17 protein-coding genes are annotated in these 17,659 nt (G+C 63.1%); 11 read left to right on the top strand and 6 right to left on the bottom strand.

What is annotated here, in order from left to right; all coding sequences use genetic code 11:
- The first annotated feature begins 16 nt into the window (after positions 1-16).
- Positions 17-742, top strand: coding sequence for a hypothetical protein (locus LLJ08_RS13485; RefSeq protein WP_228207263.1), 726 nt, complete (start codon positions 17-19; stop codon positions 740-742).
- An 84-nt stretch (positions 743-826) separates the two neighbouring features.
- Here LLJ08_RS13485 and LLJ08_RS13490 read toward each other — a convergent pair whose 3' ends face one another.
- Positions 827-2,017 carry a sugar transporter gene (locus LLJ08_RS13490; RefSeq protein WP_082041288.1) on the bottom strand — a complete coding sequence of 397 codons (1,191 nt, stop codon included), beginning with the start codon at positions 2,015-2,017 and terminating at the stop codon, positions 827-829.
- Positions 2,018-2,378: 361 nt separating this feature from the next.
- Here LLJ08_RS13490 and LLJ08_RS13495 point away from each other — a divergent pair, with 361 nt between their 5' ends.
- Both LLJ08_RS13495 and LLJ08_RS13500 read left to right on the top strand, forming a co-directional pair.
- Positions 2,379-3,242: an SDR family oxidoreductase gene (locus tag LLJ08_RS13495; RefSeq protein ID WP_228207264.1), complete on the top strand. Its 864-nt coding sequence runs from the start codon at positions 2,379-2,381 to the stop codon at positions 3,240-3,242.
- Positions 3,243-3,411: 169 nt separating this feature from the next.
- Positions 3,412-4,008 (top strand): hypothetical protein, encoded by a 597-nt coding sequence (locus LLJ08_RS13500; protein WP_042928048.1) that lies wholly within the window; start codon positions 3,412-3,414, stop codon positions 4,006-4,008.
- Here LLJ08_RS13500 and LLJ08_RS13505 read toward each other — a convergent pair.
- Positions 4,005-4,754 carry a DUF72 domain-containing protein gene (locus tag LLJ08_RS13505; RefSeq protein ID WP_228207265.1) on the bottom strand — a complete coding sequence of 250 codons (750 nt, stop codon included), beginning with the start codon at positions 4,752-4,754 and terminating at the stop codon, positions 4,005-4,007. The genes LLJ08_RS13500 and LLJ08_RS13505 overlap by 4 nt on opposite strands.
- Positions 4,755-4,842: 88 nt before the next feature.
- Between LLJ08_RS13505 and LLJ08_RS13510 the strand changes: the two genes are divergently transcribed.
- On the top strand, positions 4,843-5,631 hold the full coding sequence (locus tag LLJ08_RS13510) for an ion transporter (RefSeq protein ID WP_228207266.1): 789 nt from the start codon (positions 4,843-4,845) through the stop codon (positions 5,629-5,631).
- A 45-nt stretch (positions 5,632-5,676) separates the two neighbouring features.
- On the opposite strand, the gene LLJ08_RS13515 is transcribed toward LLJ08_RS13510, so the two are convergent.
- Complete coding sequence (locus LLJ08_RS13515) at positions 5,677-6,114, bottom strand: hypothetical protein (RefSeq protein ID WP_045667103.1); 438 nt, start codon at positions 6,112-6,114, stop codon at positions 5,677-5,679.
- A gap of 271 nt (positions 6,115-6,385) precedes the next feature.
- Here LLJ08_RS13515 and LLJ08_RS13520 point away from each other — a divergent pair, with 271 nt between their 5' ends.
- The 6 genes from LLJ08_RS13520 (at position 6,386) to glpD (ending at position 14,935) form a co-directional block, all read left to right on the top strand.
- Complete coding sequence (locus LLJ08_RS13520) at positions 6,386-8,746, top strand: SUV3 family DEAD/DEAH box RNA helicase (protein ID WP_228207267.1); 2,361 nt, start codon at positions 6,386-6,388, stop codon at positions 8,744-8,746.
- A gap of 75 nt (positions 8,747-8,821) precedes the next feature.
- Positions 8,822-9,586, top strand: coding sequence for a YoaK family protein (locus tag LLJ08_RS13525; protein ID WP_023443788.1), 765 nt, complete (start codon positions 8,822-8,824; stop codon positions 9,584-9,586).
- 233 nt (positions 9,587-9,819) lie between these two features.
- Complete coding sequence (locus tag LLJ08_RS13530) at positions 9,820-10,701, top strand: MIP/aquaporin family protein (RefSeq protein WP_228207268.1); 882 nt, start codon at positions 9,820-9,822, stop codon at positions 10,699-10,701.
- A 12-nt stretch (positions 10,702-10,713) separates the two neighbouring features.
- Positions 10,714-12,222 carry a glycerol kinase GlpK gene (gene glpK, locus LLJ08_RS13535; protein WP_042928053.1) on the top strand — a complete coding sequence of 503 codons (1,509 nt, stop codon included), beginning with the start codon at positions 10,714-10,716 and terminating at the stop codon, positions 12,220-12,222.
- A gap of 132 nt (positions 12,223-12,354) precedes the next feature.
- A complete protein-coding gene (locus LLJ08_RS13540) occupies positions 12,355-13,113 on the top strand; it encodes a DeoR family transcriptional regulator (protein ID WP_041013582.1) in 759 nt (252 codons plus the stop codon).
- A gap of 286 nt (positions 13,114-13,399) precedes the next feature.
- A complete protein-coding gene (gene glpD / locus LLJ08_RS13545) occupies positions 13,400-14,935 on the top strand; it encodes a glycerol-3-phosphate dehydrogenase (protein ID WP_228207269.1) in 1,536 nt (511 codons plus the stop codon).
- Positions 14,936-14,944: 9 nt separating this feature from the next.
- Here glpD and LLJ08_RS13550 read toward each other — a convergent pair whose 3' ends face one another.
- A complete protein-coding gene (locus tag LLJ08_RS13550; protein WP_023443783.1) occupies positions 14,945-15,232 on the bottom strand; it encodes a cell division protein ZapA in 288 nt (95 codons plus the stop codon).
- On the bottom strand, positions 15,229-15,456 hold the full coding sequence (locus LLJ08_RS13555) for a hypothetical protein (RefSeq protein ID WP_041013580.1): 228 nt from the start codon (positions 15,454-15,456) through the stop codon (positions 15,229-15,231). Before LLJ08_RS13555 ends, LLJ08_RS13550 begins: the two co-directional genes overlap by 4 nt.
- A gap of 154 nt (positions 15,457-15,610) precedes the next feature.
- Between LLJ08_RS13555 and LLJ08_RS13560 the strand changes: the two genes are divergently transcribed.
- Positions 15,611-15,892, top strand: coding sequence for a peptidylprolyl isomerase (locus LLJ08_RS13560; protein WP_014819951.1), 282 nt, complete (start codon positions 15,611-15,613; stop codon positions 15,890-15,892).
- Between the two features lie 96 nt (positions 15,893-15,988).
- On the opposite strand, the gene LLJ08_RS13565 is transcribed toward LLJ08_RS13560, so the two are convergent.
- Complete coding sequence (locus LLJ08_RS13565) at positions 15,989-17,584, bottom strand: methyl-accepting chemotaxis protein (protein WP_228207270.1); 1,596 nt, start codon at positions 17,582-17,584, stop codon at positions 15,989-15,991.
- Positions 17,585-17,659 lie beyond the last annotated feature (75 nt).

A 17,659-nucleotide genomic window follows, 5' to 3' on the forward strand; every position in this document is an offset into this window, starting at 1 on the left:
CCGGGGAGGCGCTGCCGTGACTGTACTTGCGACATGGGCAGAGATCCGCTCGCTCTATCGACAATGCCAACCCGGCGTGTTCACGGCGAGCTTCACGCATGGCGGGCTGCGCATGGTCTGGCCTTCCTGGGCGCTGACGATCGCTGTCGGCATATTGCTGGTTGGGACCTTGCTCAATAGCCAGTCACCTTTGCAGGGGTTGGCTGCCATGGCCGGCGCACTGCTTGCTCTGTTTGGCATGCTGCTGGCCCGGGAGCGCTATTGCGCGTGGTACTACCGGGATATCTATGCCCGTGAAACGCTGAACCGCTACGGTTTTCTACGCCGCGAAGAACTGCTGCGCTACGCACTATTCCGAAATACCCTTGTAGAGCGCGGGCTCAACGCAGCGGACATTCAGGAGTTGGCGCGCATCGCCGAGATCGCCGGCCCGCCACCTCAGGAACGCTGGGTCTCCCAGAATCTCGTCATCGTCATGCTGGTTTCGGCGATCGTCAGTCTGTCGACGGACGTCATCAAGCTAACCGATACCTGGATCGCCGGAAAAGGCATCGTATTCGTGCTGGCGTTAGCCACGGTTACATATGTGGTTCTAGCCCTGTTGGACGGCATCCGCAGCAACCAGCATCGTGACCGGGTAATCGGCCGCTGCCTGGAGCGTGCGGCATTGGATATCGCACGCACCCAGGCCGCCCACAGCACACCGCAGGCATCTTTCGAAAGCACCGCTACGCATGAATAGCCACAGCTTTCCAAGCTAACTCTGCGGAAACCTGCTGATCCCACCGCAACAACCAAGCCCGACAGCGGATCACACGTAGCCCAGCTACACCGCCGTGCCGCTGGCAGGCCTGGCTAAGCGATAGGTCGCAAAGCTGCAAAGCAACAGGCCGGCGACAGCGAGCAAGCCGGCGGCCACGCCAATCTCACGCAACCCCAGATGGCTGACAACGAGGCTGCCGAGCAAGGCGCCGCCGCCGATTCCGACGTTGTAGATGCCGGAGAACATGGCCATGGCAACGTCGGTCGCGTCCGAAGCCAGGTTCAGTACCTTCGATTGCACGGCCAGGCCGAAGCACATCCCGGCGATACCCCAGATCACCACCACCGCACCGAGCAGCGAACTCTCGCGCGAAGCCGGCAGCAAAAGCAGCAGACAGATCGCCATGACCGCGATCGCCACGATCAGAAAGCCCCTCGGATAGCGCGCGCTGTATCGGCTGAACAGCAACGAACCGAGCAGACCGGCACCGCCGAAGAGCAACAGCAGGACGGTGGTCATGTCGCCGCTCAGGTGCGCGACGGTTTGCGCAAAGGGCTCGATGTAGGTGTAGGCGGTGAATTGCGCGGTGATGACCAACGCGGTCAGCACATAGGCGGTCAACAGCGCAGGGCGTTTGAACAGCACCGGCAGGCTGCGCAACGAACCGGAGTTCTGGCTCGGCAGCGATGGCAGCGTCCGCGCCAGGACGACCAACACCAGCGCGGCGATCACGCCGATGGCCAGGAAGGTGGTGCGCCAGTCCAGCGCCTCGCCCACCACGCGCCCCAGTGGGATGCCCAGCACCATCGCCAGCGCACTGCCGGTCGCCAGCAGGCCCAGGGCTTGCGCCTGCTTGCCTGCGGGCGCGACACGCACCGCCAGCGATGCGGTGATCGACCAGAATACCGCGTGCGCCAGGGCGATGCCGATCCGGCTGAGCATCAGCATGCCGTAGCTCGATGCCACGCTCGAAACCAGATGGCTGCCGATGAACACCACAAAGACCAGTATGAGCAGCGTGCGGCGCTCGAAATTGCGCGTCAGCAGCATCATCGGCAGCGACATCAGCGCAACCACCCAGGCGTAGATGGTCAGCATCAGCCCGACCTGGGATGGCGGCATGTCGAACGAGCGGCCGATGTCACTTAGCAGCGCCACAGGGACGAACTCGGTGGTGTTGAAGATGAAGGCGGCCAGCGCCAGTGCGATCACGCTGAGCCAGCTCCCGGCCGGGGAGCTTTGCAATTCGTTCATGGAGAAGTGGGTCTGGTATCGATTCAGTCGAAGCAAAGCGCGACGAATGAGGGTGTAAGGGCGACGGTTCCTGCCCGAATGCCATGACACACGCGGCCCGCACGCGCGAAGCGAGCAGGAAGGCAGCGGGAGCGGATGGAGTGAGGGACGGGACAGTCGAAGCGGCGCGGATTCTACGCCCGCCATCCACTGATGTCAGGTCGCAAACGTGCGCCACGACGATCGGCCGCAAAGGCGTCGCTGCTGTCGGTGGTTCGTCACTGCGCTCTGCCGCTGCCTGACTTCCGTTCGGCATCCTGGCGAAACTTTCCAGGCGAGCGCCAGCCGTACCTACAGAACCCATTTCAGGACTGGAGTACGTATGGCTTACCCGAGGATTCCCGCTCAGCAGCAGGACCGTCTGCCCGGTCGCGAAACCGAAATGCACCCGCAGGCCGAGTTCATCCGCGACAGCTACAAGGGCAGTGGCAAGCTGGCCGGCAAGGTGGCGCTGATCAGCGGCGGCGACAGCGGCATCGGGCGCTCCGCGGCGGTGCATTTTGCCCGTGAAGGTGCGAGCGTCGCGATCATGTATCTCGACGAACACGAGGATGCCGAGAACGCCAAGCGCATGGTGGAAGCCGAGGGCCAGCGCTGCCTGCTGATCCCCGGCGATATCCGCGACAGCCGCCACTGCAACGATGCCGTCGAACAAACCGTGAAGGCCTTCGGTCGGCTGGACGTGCTGGTCAACAATGCCGGCCGCCAGGAGGTCCAGACCCGCCTTGAGGACATCACCGACGAGCAGTGGGAGAAGACCTTCGCCACCAACATCCACGGCTACTTCTATCTCACCCGTGCCGCCCTGCCCCATCTGCAGGCCGGCGCCTCGATCATCAACACCACCTCGATCAACTCCTTTATCGGCCACCCGCTGCTGGTCGACTACACCTCGACCAAGGGCGCGATCGATGGCTTTACCCGGGCGCTGTCACAGCAGCTGATCGAGCGCGAGATTCGCGTCAACCAGATCGCGCCCGGCCCGATCTGGACGCCGCTGCAGCCACCGTCGCTCGGCAAGCACGACCCGCAGATGCTCGAAGACTTCGGCAGCCAGATGCCCATGGGCCGCTGCGGCCAGCCGTCCGAACTGGGTCCGGCTTATGTCTATCTGGCCTGCGAGGACTCGTCCTACGTCAGTGGCCAGACCATTCATATCAATGGCGGCAAGGTGGTCAACGGCTAGCCGGCGGTGGAAAACCCGGGCCGGCGCGGCTCCAGGCGAAGCATCGGGTAATGAGTCCGCACGGAACCATCGTGCGGCTCGCCGCGCCCAACAGTCAGTACCCATGCGTTGACCGCTATCGGTCCAGACGCCCGCCACCGCAGCCTCGCTGCATATGAAAGGTGAAGTCATGACCCAGATTCTAATTGCCGCTTTCGACCGCTATGCCGAAGCAGAGAAAGTGAAAGCCGAACTCGTGAGCGAGGGAGTGTCCAGCGACGACATCCAGATATCGGCATCCTTCAACAGCGACACCGTCGACAGCAGCCGTGTGGAAGTGGTCGGCGAAGAGCCAGGTGAAGACGCAACAGTGGCCGACAAGATCAGCAGCTTCTTTCACAAGGTCTTCGGCGACGAATCGAGCCAGCATGCCGGTCGTTACCCCGAAGCGGCCCGCCGCGGATCGACCATCGTCACCGTAACGCTGGAGGACGACAGCCGGGTTTCCGCAGTCGAGCGTGTCATGGAGCGCAACGGCGCCATCGATATCGACGAGCGCAGCGCCAAATGGGGCGACGACGATGCCACCCCGGTGACCGCCAGCACCGAGACGCTGACCACCGGCTACCCGGACGCCACCTCGATCAGCGTCGATGAGCGCGAACTGGACGGCAGCTCGACACCGGATCGCGGTGCGGATTTCGGCTCGATTCCCGGCCGCGCGGAAAACGAAAAGGCTGCCCGGCGCGACAACACCGCGGGTCGCGTACGCATCATCCCGCGCTAGGGCGACCAGGCGGTTTCATCTGCCAGCAGCGCCTGCAGTGCCAGCGCATTGCTCACCGCAGCGCCGCTGGCGGTATTGTCGAAGATGCACCAGCACGGCACGCCGGACCGAGCACAAGTCCGCAACTCACCAGCCAGCCGCTCCAGCCATTCGGCCGAGTACGCAGAATGGTAGATGCGTGGCGACCCGTGCAGTCGGTAGTAGCGCATGCCCGACCAGCCGCCCGCCTGCTCTGCTCCTGCAATTGGCGAAGGATCTGCCGCCACCCGTGCGATACGCCAACGCTCGAGCAGCTCACCGGCGTCCAGCCAGCTCGCATGCCGCGGTTCGACTACTAGTGCACCGTCGTAGCGTGCGCGCATGGCAGCGAAGAAGTCCTCCGCCGTTGAAGGCTCGAAGGTCAGCGATGGCGGCAATTGCAGCAACAGGCAGCCGAGCTTTTCAGCCAGCTCGGTCGATTCGCCGAGAAAGCGCTCGAGCGCCTCGTCACACTCGCGCAAGCGCAGCTCATGGCTGATCTGCCTGGGCATCTTCACGCAAAAGCGGAAGTTCTCCGGCACGCTCGCCGCCCACTTGCGATAGGTGGCCGGGCGATGCGGTCGGTAGAACGAGCTGTTGATCTCGACCACCGATAGCTCTCCGCTGTAGCGCTGCAGGTGCGTGCCTTGCTCAGCGAATGCCGGCCACGCCTCGCGCGGCAGGCTCCAGCCGGCACAGCCGATACCAATCATCTTGCGCACTTCCATCCCCAACACTCCTGCCCATCGTTCCGGCCCGATTACCGCGGTGTGCTTTAAACTTGCGCCAACCTGCCCAACGAAACCCGGTTGACTCATGAAGCATCGCGCCGTCACACCTTTTCAGATATTCATCCTGTTGCTATCGGTCTACGTGATCGGTGCACTGGTGGCCGATCTGGTGTTCGACCTACCCGACGACGTATCGACTCTGCTCGGGTATCTGGACAACATCGTGTGCTTCTTTTTCTTCATCGATTTCTGGATGCGCCTGCAGGAAGCCGACGACAAGCTGCGCTTCATGCGCTGGGGCTGGATCGACCTGCTGGCCAGCGTGCCTGCCGGCGGGTTGCAGGCGGCCAAGCTGTTTCGGGCCTTCCAGATTCTGCGGGTGCTGCGGGCGATCAAGTCGTTGCGGCTGATCTGGCGCATCCTGTTCCGCAACCGCGCCGAAGGCATCGTCGCCTCCGCCGCCACGGCAACCATGCTGCTGGTAGCGTTTGGCGCGCTGACCATGCTGCTGGTGGAAGCGCCGAACCCAGAGAGCTCGATCAACACGCCGGAAGAGGCGCTGTGGTGGGCGTTCGTCACCGTGACCACGGTCGGCTACGGCGACTTCTATCCGGTCACCACCCTGGGCCGTATCGTCGCAGTGCTGCTGATGGTGTCCGGAGTCGGTCTGTTCGGCAGCTTCGCGGCCTACATCGGTTCGCTGTTCGTCGCCGACCGCAACGAGGAAGACAACCGCGACCAGCTGGCCGACCGCGAAACCCTGCAGCGACTACTGGTACAGGTGGAATGCCTGACTGAAGAAGTGCGCAGCCTGAAGCTGCAGCTGGGGGACGATCGCCGTGACGATGGCGATGCGGCAGAGCGAGGGGTTTGATTTCGGAGCCCCTGCGTCAACAGACGCAAGGGCTGCCGGCTGCGATCAGTTGGCGAAGTACGCCTGAGCGCGAGCCACTTCCGCTGGTGTCGGCGTGTACACGGTCCACTGATCACCCACGTTCTTCTTGTAGCGGACCTCGTTCTTCTCTACGTCGAACTCGTAGAACGGGTACACCTCGCGCAGGTTGTAGAACGCGGCGGGTGCGAAGAAAAGGATGTCGGCGACCAGATAGCCGCTGTTGAATTTCAACGGGATCAGACCATACATAGGCTCCATCCCAGGCTTCTCGGCGCGGAAGCGGTACTGGCCGAAGCTGGTGGCCTTGTAGGTCTTGCTGACGGGGTTCTTCAGCACTAGCGGCGCGTCCTGGTTGATCTTGATTGCCAGGTCCGGATCGGTGGAGCGCAGCGAAGTGGTGGCGGTGCAGGCCGAAAGCAGTGTGGCAGCAACGGCCACGGCAAGAATGTGTTTGGCGTTCATCTGTAATTCCCTGTTGTCCATCAAAAATCGATAGCTCTCATCCAGCCGGCTCGACCGGGCTGTTTGCCATCCATTGCGGCGCGCACTATAGGGCATTGACGAATAATGGCCAACCGCCACCCTTACGGACAATTTGCTTTCTTGATTGCAGTCAGGCGCGAGAGAACAGCCGGCGCTGGCCTCTATAATCTCCGGCCGGCCATGCGCGCCGCCGAGCAAACGAGCGCAACGCGAGTCGTACAAAGAAGACTGATCAGCAAAGGTGTCGATCATGGCCAAGACCGGGGGCAAGCAGTTCAAATCCATCAGGCTCGAACGTCTGGCGCGCTTCCTCGACTGGGCAACGGCGCGATATCCGGAATTCACCGCGAAGAAGCACCACCAGGAAAAGTGGTTCACCCCGTACATCGGCTACCCCATCGTCGGATTGGCTCGCGCGGCCAAGGCGTTCTGGTTGGGGCTGCATGGGCAGGCGGTGGATGAACTGCTGGCGGCACCTGCTGCAGACGAGTTGCTCGACCGGGTCGTCAGCCGTGATCTCGGCGAGATCCACTGCAGCGTGGATGTGTTCGGCAGCGAGAAGACCTTCAGCCTGGGCTCGCCGGTCCATCTGCTGGAGCCGGACTGGGCGCTGCGTCTGGACGATAGCCCGCGGCGCAGCGATTTCGCCGACAACCTGAAGCAGGCCGTGCAGCGCTATGTGCGCAATCGATTGCAGGTGCTCGAACGTCCCTTCACCGAAATGGACGAGGACGAGCGTCAGCGTTGCCTGGCGCGCATCCGCCCGGAACTGTCACGGGTCGATGAATTTCTCCCGCATGCCGTCGCCACCCTCAACGAGATTCGCCATGAGCTGCGCTACGTGGTGACGTTGCAGCGCGGCAATCTCACCCTCGAATTGCAGCGGCGCGTTCCTTCCGGCCAGGATCATCTGCTCAGCGTGACAGAAGTCGAGACCTGGAAGCGCCAGGATCGCGACGAGCTGCAGGCCACCTTCGAGCGCATGCTTGAGCTCGCCGGCGATTTCGACCTGCAACTGCTCGGGCACAAGCGTCTTACCGAGCTCATCGCCCTGGAACCCGGCCGCATGCGCAAGGCGATTCGCGCCGCCCGCCGCGAGCACGAGGAAAAGATGGCGTTTGCCGTGCTGCTGGAGAACAACCCGCGCTTCGTCCACTACCACGAGCTCTACCCGGCCCGGCGCCTGACGCGACGCTGGACCGCCCTGCTCGGCCCGACCAACAGCGGCAAGACGCATCGTTCTATCGAGGCGATGGCTGCGGCCGAGCACGGCATCTACCTGTCGCCACTGCGCCTGATGGCGCTGGAAAACCAGGAGCGCATTGAGGCGATGGGCGTGCCCTGCTCACTTGTAACCGGGGAGGAAGAAATCATCCGCGAAGGCGCCACACACTTCTGCTGCACGGTGGAGGAGTTCGCGCGTTTCCGCCATCAGCATTGGGATGTGGTGGTGGTCGACGAGGTACAGATGATGGCCGACTCGCAACGTGGCTGGGCCTGGGTCGATGCACTGGTCAGCGCCCATACACCGCAACTGATGATGACCGGGCCAGCGCTGATCGAACCCTCCTTGCGCACGCTTTGCGATCTGTGCAAAGACAAGCTGGTTGTGCAGCGCACCAAGCGCCTGTCCCCGGTTGAAGTCGCCCGCCACGCCACGACGCTGGAACGGCTGGAACCCGGCTCGCTGCTGGTGGCGTTCAGCCGCAAGCTGGTGCTGGAGCTCAAGGGCATGCTCGAGAGTGCCGGCAAGAGCGTCTCGGTGGTCTACGGTGCGCTCTCGCCCGAGGTCCGACGCGAGCAGGCCCGGCGCTTCCGCGAGGGCGAGGCGGACATCATGGTCGCTACCGATGCGGTCGGCATGGGCCTCAACCTGCCGGCGCACACGCTGTGTTTCTATACCGATGAGAAATTCGACGGCATCCAGAATCGCCAGCTCAAGGTGCAGGAGGTCAAGCAGATCGGCGGCCGCGCCGGGCGCTTCGGTCACCACGACAGCGGCGAGATCACCGCGCTGGACCCGCAGACGCTCAAGTCCATCCGCCGCCTGTTCAACAGCCCGGATGCGCCGGTGGACCTGAGTCAGTTCCAGGTGCGCCCTTCCATCGATCACCTGTCCGCCATCTCCGAACTGATGGGCGAGCCGAGTCTGCTGCGGTCCTGGCTGACCTTCAACCGCAACATAAACTACGGCGAGGCATTTATCTCGGTACTGCCGGACGAACTGGCCGAATGGATCGAGCTGATCGACGATCCGAAGATTCCGCTCTGGCTGCGCTGGACGTTCGCGTGCACGCCGATCCGCGGCGGCTTCGACAGTCCGGCCAGTCAACATGCCCAGCGCTGGATCAAGCGAGTCGCCGAAGGCCACGCCATCCCGATGCCCAAGCTGCTGCTCGGCAGCGACCTGTCCAGCCTGGAAAGTACCCTGCATGTGGTGGAAACCTACCTGCATCTGGCCCGCAGCCTGCCCGAGCATTTTCCCGAGCACGACGACGGTGAAGACGCGCGCAAGCTGCTCAACGACGCCATCACCCGTGAACTGTCACGCCAGCGCAAACCGCGGGCTGCACGACGCGGCGGCGGCCGCAAGGCCGGGCGACGGCGCTGAGAATATCCACCAACCACGATCCAGCCAGGCCGGCCGCTCTATAATCGCCGCTTTGCTGCCGAGCGCGAGCCTGCCATGCCGATCAAGTACGCCCGTCGTCTGACCGATCGCCGACGGTCCGCCCATAGCAATCGTCAGCTCGGTCTGTGCCTCGCGTTTGTCGCGGGTGCCGCCAATGCCGGCGGGTTCATCGCCGTCCAGCAGTACACCTCGCACATGACCGGTATTGTTTCGGCAATGGCCGACAACCTGGCCCTCGGTGCCACCGATCTGGCGCTGGCAGGCTTCGGTGCATTGCTCTCGTTCGTTCTTGGCGCCATGTGCTCGACGCTGATGATCAATTTCTCGCGGCGTCGCCGTCTGCATAGCCAGTACGCGCTACCGCTGGCTCTGGAAGCCGCGCTGTTGCTGCTGTTCGGTATCCTCGGCGCGCGGCTGATGACGGTTCCGGGTTTCTTCGTGCCGCTGACCGTGGTGCTGCTGTGCTTCATCATGGGCCTGCAAAACGCGATCATCACCAAACTCTCCAATGCCGAAGTGCGCACCACCCATATCACTGGCATGGTGACCGACATCGGCATCGAACTGGGCCGGCTGATCTACTTCAACCGCAATCGTCATGACGACATGCCACCGGTTCGGGCCAACCGACAGCGCCTGCGTATCAACCTGCTGATGGTGATGAGCTTCTTCGTCGGCGGATTGAGCGGCGCAGCCGGCTTCAAGCATTTCGGCTTCATCGCCACGGTCCCGCTGGCCGCCTTGCTGCTGGCACTGGCTCTGGTGCCGATGGCTGACGATATGCTGCTCGGCTGGCGCCTCTGGCGGCGTCGGCGCTAAGACACCGACGGTTTCCAACGCCATCCAGGTCGGCAAGGCTTCATCGGTCACGGCGAAGACTCGGGGCCGCCGCGACAGCAAGCGCCATCATTTGTTCCCGCAGCGCGCCCGTAAAATGTTCGAATTTTTACTTTGACAGCTGCATTCTTTGCCTCTAAGTTTTCGTTTCCGAACAATTCCGAACCAACGCAGTGCTCGGAATAAAACAAAAACAAACGAACGAGGCTCCGCGCATGAGTACGCCCATCGTCCCGACGCTCAAGGGACAATGCATCGCCGAATTTCTCGGCACTGCCCTTCTTATCTTCTTCGGTACTGGCTGCGTCGCAGCGCTCAAGCTCGGCGGTGCCGACCTGGGGTTGTGGGAAATCTGCATCATCTGGGGCATCGGCGTTTCGATGGCGGTGTACCTTGCCGCCGGCGTCTCCGGTGCCCACCTGAACCCGGCCGTCACCATCGCATTGTGGCTGTTCGGCACATTCGAGCGGCACCGCGTTCCAGCCTACATCCTCGCGCAGGTGGCCGGCGCCTTCTGTTCTGCGGCGCTGGTCTACGGGCTGTACAGCAGTCTGTTTTTCGATTTCGAACAGGCCCAGCAAATGGTTCGCGGCAGTGTCGAGAGCCTCGAACTCGCATCGATCTTCTCGACCTACCCCCACGCCTCCTTGTCGTTCGGCCAGGCGTTTCTGGTGGAGGTCGTCATCACCGCCATTCTGCTGGCGATGATCATGGCCATCACCGACGACGGCAACGGCCTGCCCAGCGGCCCGCTCGCACCTTTGCTGATCGGCCTGCTGATCGCCGTGATCGGCGGCGCGATGGGACCGCTGACCGGCTTCGCGATGAATCCCGCACGGGATTTCGGGCCTAAACTGATGACCTTCTTTGCCGGCTGGGGTGACGTGGCCTTCACTGGCGGGCGAGACATTCCGTATTTCCTGGTCCCGATCTTCGCCCCGATTCTCGGCGCCTGCCTCGGCGCTGCAGGGTACAAGGCACTCATCTGCCGGCACTTGCCGGGCGTTGGATCGGCCGCCTGCGATGCACCAAAACCCAAGGAAAAGGCCTCTGCCGAAATGGGCTCCGCCCAGCCCGATATCAGCAAAGTTCGCTAAGGAAACGACGCCATGAGCAATCAGAACAAGCAATTCATCGTCGCCCTCGACCAGGGCACCACCAGCTCCCGCGCCATCGTGCTGGACCGCAACGCCAACGTGGTGACCATCGCTCAGCGCGAATTCGCACAGATCTACCCGCAACCGAGCTGGGTCGAGCACGACCCCATGGAAATCTGGGCGACCCAGAGCGGTGTGTTCGTCGAAGCCCTGGCCCAGGCCGGCATCACCAACGAGCAGGTGGCGGCCATCGGTATCACCAACCAGCGCGAGACCGCCATCGTCTGGGACAAGATCACCGGCCGACCGATCTACAACGCCATCGTCTGGCAGAGCCGCCAGAGCACGCCGATCTGCGACCAGCTCAAGCGCGACGGCATGGAAGATCACATCCGCAAGACTACCGGCCTGGTGATCGACCCCTACTTCTCCGGTACCAAGATCAAGTGGATTCTCGACCACGTCGAGGGCAGCCGTGAGCGCGCCCGCCGCGGCGAACTGCTGTTCGGCACCGTCGATTGCTGGCTGATCTGGAAGATGACCCAGGGCAAGGCCCACGTCACCGACTACACCAACGCTTCACGGACCATGCTGTTCGACATCCACAAGCTGGACTGGGACCCGGTGATGCTGGAAACCCTGGATATCCCACGCGAGATGCTGCCGGATGTGCGCTCGTCCTCCGAGGTTTATGGTCACGCCTACCTTGGCTCGGGCCAGAGCACTGGCATCCCCATCGCCGGTATCGCCGGGGACCAGCAAGCCGCTCTGTTCGGCCAGATGTGCGTCGAGCCAGGCCAGGCGAAGAACACCTACGGCACCGGCTGTTTCCTGCTGATGAACACTGGCACCAAGGCGGTGCAATCCGAACATGGCCTGCTGACGACCATCGCCTGCGGACCGCGTGGCGAAGTGAACTACGCACTGGAAGGCGCCATCTTCAATGGTGGCTCCACCGTGCAGTGGCTACGTGACGAGCTCAAGGTGCTCAACGAGTCGCTGGATTCGGAATACTTCGCCACCAAGGTGCCCGACAGCAACGGCATTTACCTGGTGCCGGCGTTCACCGGCCTTGGCGCGCCCTACTGGGACCCGCGTGCCCGTGGCGCGCTGTTCGGCCTGACCCGCGGGGTCAAGGTTGATCACCTGATCCGAGCAGCATTGGAATCCATCGCCTACCAGACTCGCGACGTGCTCGATGCCATGCAGCAGGACGCCGGCGAGCGCCTGCGCGCCCTGCGCGTGGACGGCGGCGCGGTAGCCAACAACTTCCTCATGCAGTTCCAGGCCGATATGCTCGGTACTCAGGTTGAACGCCCGCAGATGAAGGAAACCACCGCCCTCGGCGCTGCGTACCTGGCAGGATTGGCGACCGGTTTCTGGAGCGACCTCGACGAGTTGCGCAGCAAGAGCAGCATCGAGCGGGTGTTCGAACCGGCGTGCGGAAGCGAACAGCGCGAAGCGCTCTATCGCGGCTGGCAGAAGGCGGTCGACCGTACGCGCAACTGGGCCGAAGACTGATCTGACGAACAACAGGCCTGCCTCTGGAGGTTTCGGAGGCAGGCCTGGCATGTGCGAATTCGAACAGGCAGCGCTTTAATCGAACGCCAGACTACGGCATGCTTCCCGCACAACAGCGAACAAGGAAGCCTCATGAGCCTGGCGCCCCGACAGCAGAACATTCTGGAACTCGTGCGCGAGCGCGGCTATGTGAGCATCGACGAGCTGGCACGGCATTTCGCCGTCACGCCGCAAACCATCCGCCGCGACATCAACCAGCTCGGCGACGCCGGCCTGCTGCGGCGCTACCACGGCGGCGCGGCCTACGATTCCAGCGTGCAGAACACCGCCTACAGCCAGCGCGCGCACCAGATGCGCGACGAGAAACTGCGTATCGCCGCCGCCATGGCCGCGCGCATCCCCGACCAGGCTTCGCTGTTCATCAATATCGGCACCACCACCGAGGCGATCGCCCGCGCCCTGCTCAACCACCGTGACCTGAAGATCATCACCAATGATCTGCACGTGGCGAGCATTCTCAGCACCAAGGAAGACTTCGATGTGCTGATCGCCGGCGGCAACGTGCGCAGCGACGGCGGCGTGGTGGGCCAGGCCACCGCCGATTTCATCAGCCAGTTCAAGGTCGATTTCGCCCTGATCGGCATCAGCGGTATCGACGAGGACGGCACCCTGCTCGACTTCGATTATCAGGAAGTGCGCGTCTCCCAGGCGATCATCCATAACGCGCGCAAGGTCTTCCTCGCCGCGGACTCCAGCAAATTCGGCCGCAGCGCCATGACGCGCCTGGGCTCGCTGGAACAGATCGACTGCCTGTTCACCGACTCGGCACCTTCCGAGGTGTTCGCCGAGCTGCTGGCCCGCCACAAGGTGCAGCTGGAGATAGCCGAGTAGTTGGGCGGCAGTTCGTTTCGCAGATAACTCCGCTCCGATAGTTAAGACAGAACGCTCGTAACGAATTCGAGCCCTGCGGGCAGGCGAAATGTGTCGGCGGCCGGGACGACACCAGCACAACAGTCGAAACAGTCGAAACAGTCGAAACAGCGGTAATCAATCAGAAACCCAGCGTTCGAATATTTTCTTTTTTATCTATTTTCGAACATTTTTTCTTTCGTACGGATTCTTTTGCGAATAGCATGTTCAAAACCGAACATGACCTTTCGTTTTCGAGGAGAAGCCCGTGCCCCATTCCGCCCAGCCCGTCTCCGAGCTCTATGACGTCGCCGTGATCGGCGGCGGTATCAATGGCGTCGGTATCGCTGCCGATGCAGCTGGTCGCGGGCTGTCGGTGTTCCTTTGCGAACGCGACGATCTGGCCAGCCATACGTCGTCGGCCAGCAGCAAGCTCATTCACGGAGGCCTGCGCTATCTGGAGCACTACGAATTCCGCCTCGTCCGCGAGGCGCTGGCCGAGCGTGAAGTGCTGCTGGCCAAGGCGCCGCATATCGTCAAGCCGATGCGCTTCGTGCTGCCCCACCGTCCTCACCTGCGCCCGGCGTGGATGATCCGCGCCGGCCTGTTCCTCTACGACAACCTGGGCATGCGCAAGAAGCTGCCAGCTTCGCGGGGCCTGCGCTTCGCCAAGGAGAGTCCACTGAAGCCAGCCATCACCCGCGGCTTCGAATACTCCGACTGCTGGGTCGACGACGCGCGGCTGGTGGTGCTCAACGCCATGGCGGCGCGGGAGAAAGGCGCGCATATCCATACCCGCACCCAATGCCTGAGCGCCAGGCGTGCTGGCGGCATCTGGCATGTCGAGCTGCAGCGCGAGGACGGCAGCCGCTTCTCACTAAAGGCCAAGGCACTGGTCAATGCGGCCGGTCCCTGGGTCGCACAGTTCATCGGCGAAAACCTGCAGCAGCGCTCACCCTATGGCATACGCCTGATTCAGGGCAGCCACATCATCGTGCCCAAGCTGTATGAAGGTGAGCAGGCCTACATCATGCAGAACGAGGATCGGCGTATCGTCTTCGCCATCCCCTATCTGGACCGTTACACCATGATCGGCACCACCGATCGCGAGTACCGTGGCGACCCGGCCAAGGTGAGCATCAGCGAGGAAGAGATCGCCTACGTATTGGGCGTGGCCAACACGCACTTTCGCAAGCAACTCGAGCCCAGGGACATCGTGCACACCTTCGCCGGCGTCCGGCCGCTATGCGACGACGAATCGGATAACCCGTCCGCGGTTACCCGCGACTACACCCTGTCGCTGGCGGCGGAAGAAAAGCAGGCACCGCTGCTTTCGGTGTTCGGCGGCAAGCTGACCACCTACCGCAAGCTCGCCGAGTCGGCGATGGCGCAGCTCAAGCCGTTCTTCCCGGCTATGGGTGAAAGCTGGACGGCGCAGGCGGCACTGCCTGGCGGTGAAGGCATGAGCACGGCCGATGCACTCACCGAAGAGCTGGTGGCCAAGGTACAGGGGCTGAAACTGCCGCTGGCCAAGCGCTGGGCAACCCTCTACGGCAATCGGGTATGGCGCATGCTGGGCGAAGCGCGCTCGCTCGATGCACTGGGCGAAGACCTCGGCCAGCAGCTGTATGCGCAGGAAGTCGACTACCTGCGGCGCGAAGAGTGGGCAACCCAGGTGGATGACATCCTCTGGCGCCGCACCAAACTCGGGCTGGCCTTCAGCGAGCCGGAAAAGGCTCACCTGCAGCGTTACCTGACAGAGCGCCCGGTCAGCGAAACCACGCGCAGCAGCGACGCAGCCTGAGACAGCCGCTCAGCCCTGCGCCGCGAGCTGCTGATTGATACGGGCGACGCTGGCGGCGATGCGTTGCTCGACATCCTGCATCTGCTCGTTCTGTTGCAGCAGCGGCACGCAGAGATTCAGTGCGGTCAGCACCAGCAGCTTGTCGCCCGTGGCGTTGGGAAACTGCCGCTGGCTGTCGGCCAGATGCTGCTGCAGCAAGGCCGCCGCCTCCTGCAGCAGAGCGTCCTGGCTGGGCGGCGCGCGGAACGAGTATTCGCGGCCGAATACCCTGAGCACCTGAACGCCATCCGCCGTCATGCGGCGCTACTGCCAGCTGCACGTTCCACCAGCGCCTGCAGCCGCGCCAGGGTAGCGCCCTGCCTGTCTTCCTGCTCCAGCGCAGCCAGTTGCAGATTGTCGTTTTCCTCACGCGCCTGCTGCAGCTGCTGCTCGAGCAAGACACAATGCTCGCTCAGGTTCTGGTTGCGTTGCAGCAGATCGTTGATGACGTTTTCAAGTTGCGCAAGAGTGCTATCAAGCATGGAGCGTTTTCCGGGTCCGATGAAAAAGCGCGCGAGAGTACCCGAAAGGAAGGCCGCCGGGGGCCTTCATTAAGCCTTCAATGCCACGCGGTCCGGTCGCCAATGCCACCGGTTTGCGGTAGCCTCGGCAGCCTATTTGAAGAGGAGAGTCCCCATGGCACGCGCTACCGCCCGCCACATCCTGGTTTCCACCGAAGCCAAGTGCAACGAACTGAAAGCCGCTATCGAAGGCGGTGCCGACTTCGCCGAGGTCGCCAAGGAAAACTCCAGCTGCCCTTCCAGCCGTCAGGGCGGCGACCTGGGTTCGTTCGGCCCGGGTCAGATGGTCAAGGAATTCGACACCGTCGTATTCAGCGCCCCGCTCAATCAGGTGCAAGGCCCGGTGAAGACCCAGTTCGGCTATCACCTGCTGGAAGTGACCAGCCGTCAGGACTGATTACCCCCAATTCCCGCCCCTCATGGGCGGGGATGCCCTTGCGCCGGACAGGCGCCCTCCGCCAGCATTGCCCTCCCCCGATTCACGCCAACCTGATCACGCCTCGAGACGGAAACGCCCGGTCAATGCCTTTAGGCCTTTCATGCTCTGCATGATGGTATTGCCCGACGCAGCCGTGTCGTGGGTAACCCCGGCAGCCTGATCGGCGACCTGGGCGATGCGCGTCAGCGACTGGTTCATGTCCTCGGCCACCTGCGACTGCTCCTCGGCCGCCGTAGCGATCTGATTGGTCATGCCGCGGATGGTCTGCACCGCGCCGACGATCTGCCCCAGCGCATGCTGCGCCGCCTCGATCTGGGTGAGCGTCACCGAGCTGCTCTGTCGCGACGCATCCATGGCCGTTCCCGCGCGGGTGGCCTGGCTCTGCAAGCGCTCGACCAGCACGCTGACCTCCTTGGCCGAACTCTGCGTGCGGCTGGCCAGACTGCGTACTTCGTCGGCAACCACCGCAAAACCACGGCCCTGCTCGCCAGCACGCGCCGCCTCGATGGCCGCATTCAGCGCCAGCAGATTGGTCTGCTCGGCGATCCCGCTGATCACGTTGAGCACCTTGCCGATCTCGTGACTGTCCTGCACCAGCTGCTGCATCACATCGGACAGGCTGTCGACATGACGACTGAGGGTGCGGATGGCACCGACCGACTCATTCATCACCGCGCTGCCGGAGTTGGTCTCCTGCTCGGCGACATCCGCGGCATTGGCGGCCTCTACCGTGCTGCGCGCGACTTCCTGGGAGGTCGCGAGCATTTCGTTCATGGCGGTGGCAACCTGATCGATCTCGGCCTGCTGCCCCTCGACGTTGCGCGCGCTGTCGCCGGCCAGGTTGGCCATGCGCACGCATTGGCCATCGGCTTCGTCAGCGGCCAGACGCACGCCGCGGATCATTTCGCCAACCTGGCCCAGCAGGCGGTTGTAGGCCAGGGTGATCATGCCCATCTCGTCATCGGCGTGCCGCACCTGCAACGGCGCGGAAAAATCACCCAGGCTGACTTTTTCCAGACGCCCCCGCAGCTCGTCGATCTGCAGCATCAGCCAGTTCATTCCGGCAATCCGCCCCAGCACGACCAGCAGCAGAATGCACAAGGTCGAACCCAGGGCCACCCAGAGCTGCTGCGACGCGCTGCGGTTGGCTTCAGCGGAAATCAGCAGCACCACTTCGTTGGAAGCGGCAAGGATGTCGTTTGAGTCGGTGGCAATGGCGTTCACGTCAGCACTCTGCCCCGCGGCCAGCGCCTGTATGGCGGGCCGGTAACGCTGCCAGATCTGGTCGACGCGCTGCAGATGTGGCTGCGCACTGGCCAGCTCAACCGGGGCGATGTTCTGGGCGCGGTCGCCGTTGAGCAGCAGCTGATGCGACTGTTCGAAGCGCTGGATGGTCTTGTCGACAGCCACCTTGTCGCCGACGCCCTGCGCCGCCAACAGCGCTTCCTTCATCATCTTCTGGCTGAGCATGCGCTGGGCTCCGGCCATGTCGATCTGGCTGGCGTCCTTGGCGGACATGAACAGCACAGCGGCGGTCAGGGCCGCACACAGGAAGATCAGGCTGTAGGAGAAGAAGAACTGATGGTTGATGGTGCGCAGACCCAGTCCGCGCAGAAGGGACTGAATGACGTTCGCCAAGGTGCTGGTCATGGGGGTATCCACTACAGGGAGAGAAAGCGATGCCAGCGTCGAATGGCGTCGCAGCTAACACTGTTCTCGGCGGCG

This window comes from Stutzerimonas chloritidismutans (assembly GCF_020783375.1).
Lineage (GTDB): Bacteria > Pseudomonadota > Gammaproteobacteria > Pseudomonadales > Pseudomonadaceae > Stutzerimonas > Stutzerimonas kunmingensis.

Coding starts and splice junctions, on each gene's coding strand:
- LLJ08_RS13490 (WP_082041288.1), bottom strand. CDS start 2,017: ATGAACGAATTGCAAAGCTCCCCGGCCGGGAGCTGGCTCAGCGTGATC.
- LLJ08_RS13495 (WP_228207264.1), top strand. CDS start 2,379: ATGGCTTACCCGAGGATTCCCGCTCAGCAGCAGGACCGTCTGCCCGGT.
- LLJ08_RS13500 (WP_042928048.1), top strand. CDS start 3,412: ATGACCCAGATTCTAATTGCCGCTTTCGACCGCTATGCCGAAGCAGAG.
- LLJ08_RS13505 (WP_228207265.1), bottom strand. CDS start 4,754: ATGGAAGTGCGCAAGATGATTGGTATCGGCTGTGCCGGCTGGAGCCTG.
- LLJ08_RS13510 (WP_228207266.1), top strand. CDS start 4,843: ATGAAGCATCGCGCCGTCACACCTTTTCAGATATTCATCCTGTTGCTA.
- LLJ08_RS13515 (WP_045667103.1), bottom strand. CDS start 6,114: ATGAACGCCAAACACATTCTTGCCGTGGCCGTTGCTGCCACACTGCTT.
- LLJ08_RS13520 (WP_228207267.1), top strand. CDS start 6,386: ATGGCCAAGACCGGGGGCAAGCAGTTCAAATCCATCAGGCTCGAACGT.
- LLJ08_RS13525 (WP_023443788.1), top strand. CDS start 8,822: ATGCCGATCAAGTACGCCCGTCGTCTGACCGATCGCCGACGGTCCGCC.
- LLJ08_RS13530 (WP_228207268.1), top strand. CDS start 9,820: ATGAGTACGCCCATCGTCCCGACGCTCAAGGGACAATGCATCGCCGAA.
- glpK (WP_042928053.1), top strand. CDS start 10,714: ATGAGCAATCAGAACAAGCAATTCATCGTCGCCCTCGACCAGGGCACC.
- LLJ08_RS13540 (WP_041013582.1), top strand. CDS start 12,355: ATGAGCCTGGCGCCCCGACAGCAGAACATTCTGGAACTCGTGCGCGAG.
- LLJ08_RS13550 (WP_023443783.1), bottom strand. CDS start 15,232: ATGACGGCGGATGGCGTTCAGGTGCTCAGGGTATTCGGCCGCGAATAC.
- LLJ08_RS13555 (WP_041013580.1), bottom strand. CDS start 15,456: ATGCTTGATAGCACTCTTGCGCAACTTGAAAACGTCATCAACGATCTG.
- LLJ08_RS13560 (WP_014819951.1), top strand. CDS start 15,611: ATGGCACGCGCTACCGCCCGCCACATCCTGGTTTCCACCGAAGCCAAG.
- LLJ08_RS13565 (WP_228207270.1), bottom strand. CDS start 17,584: ATGACCAGCACCTTGGCGAACGTCATTCAGTCCCTTCTGCGCGGACTG.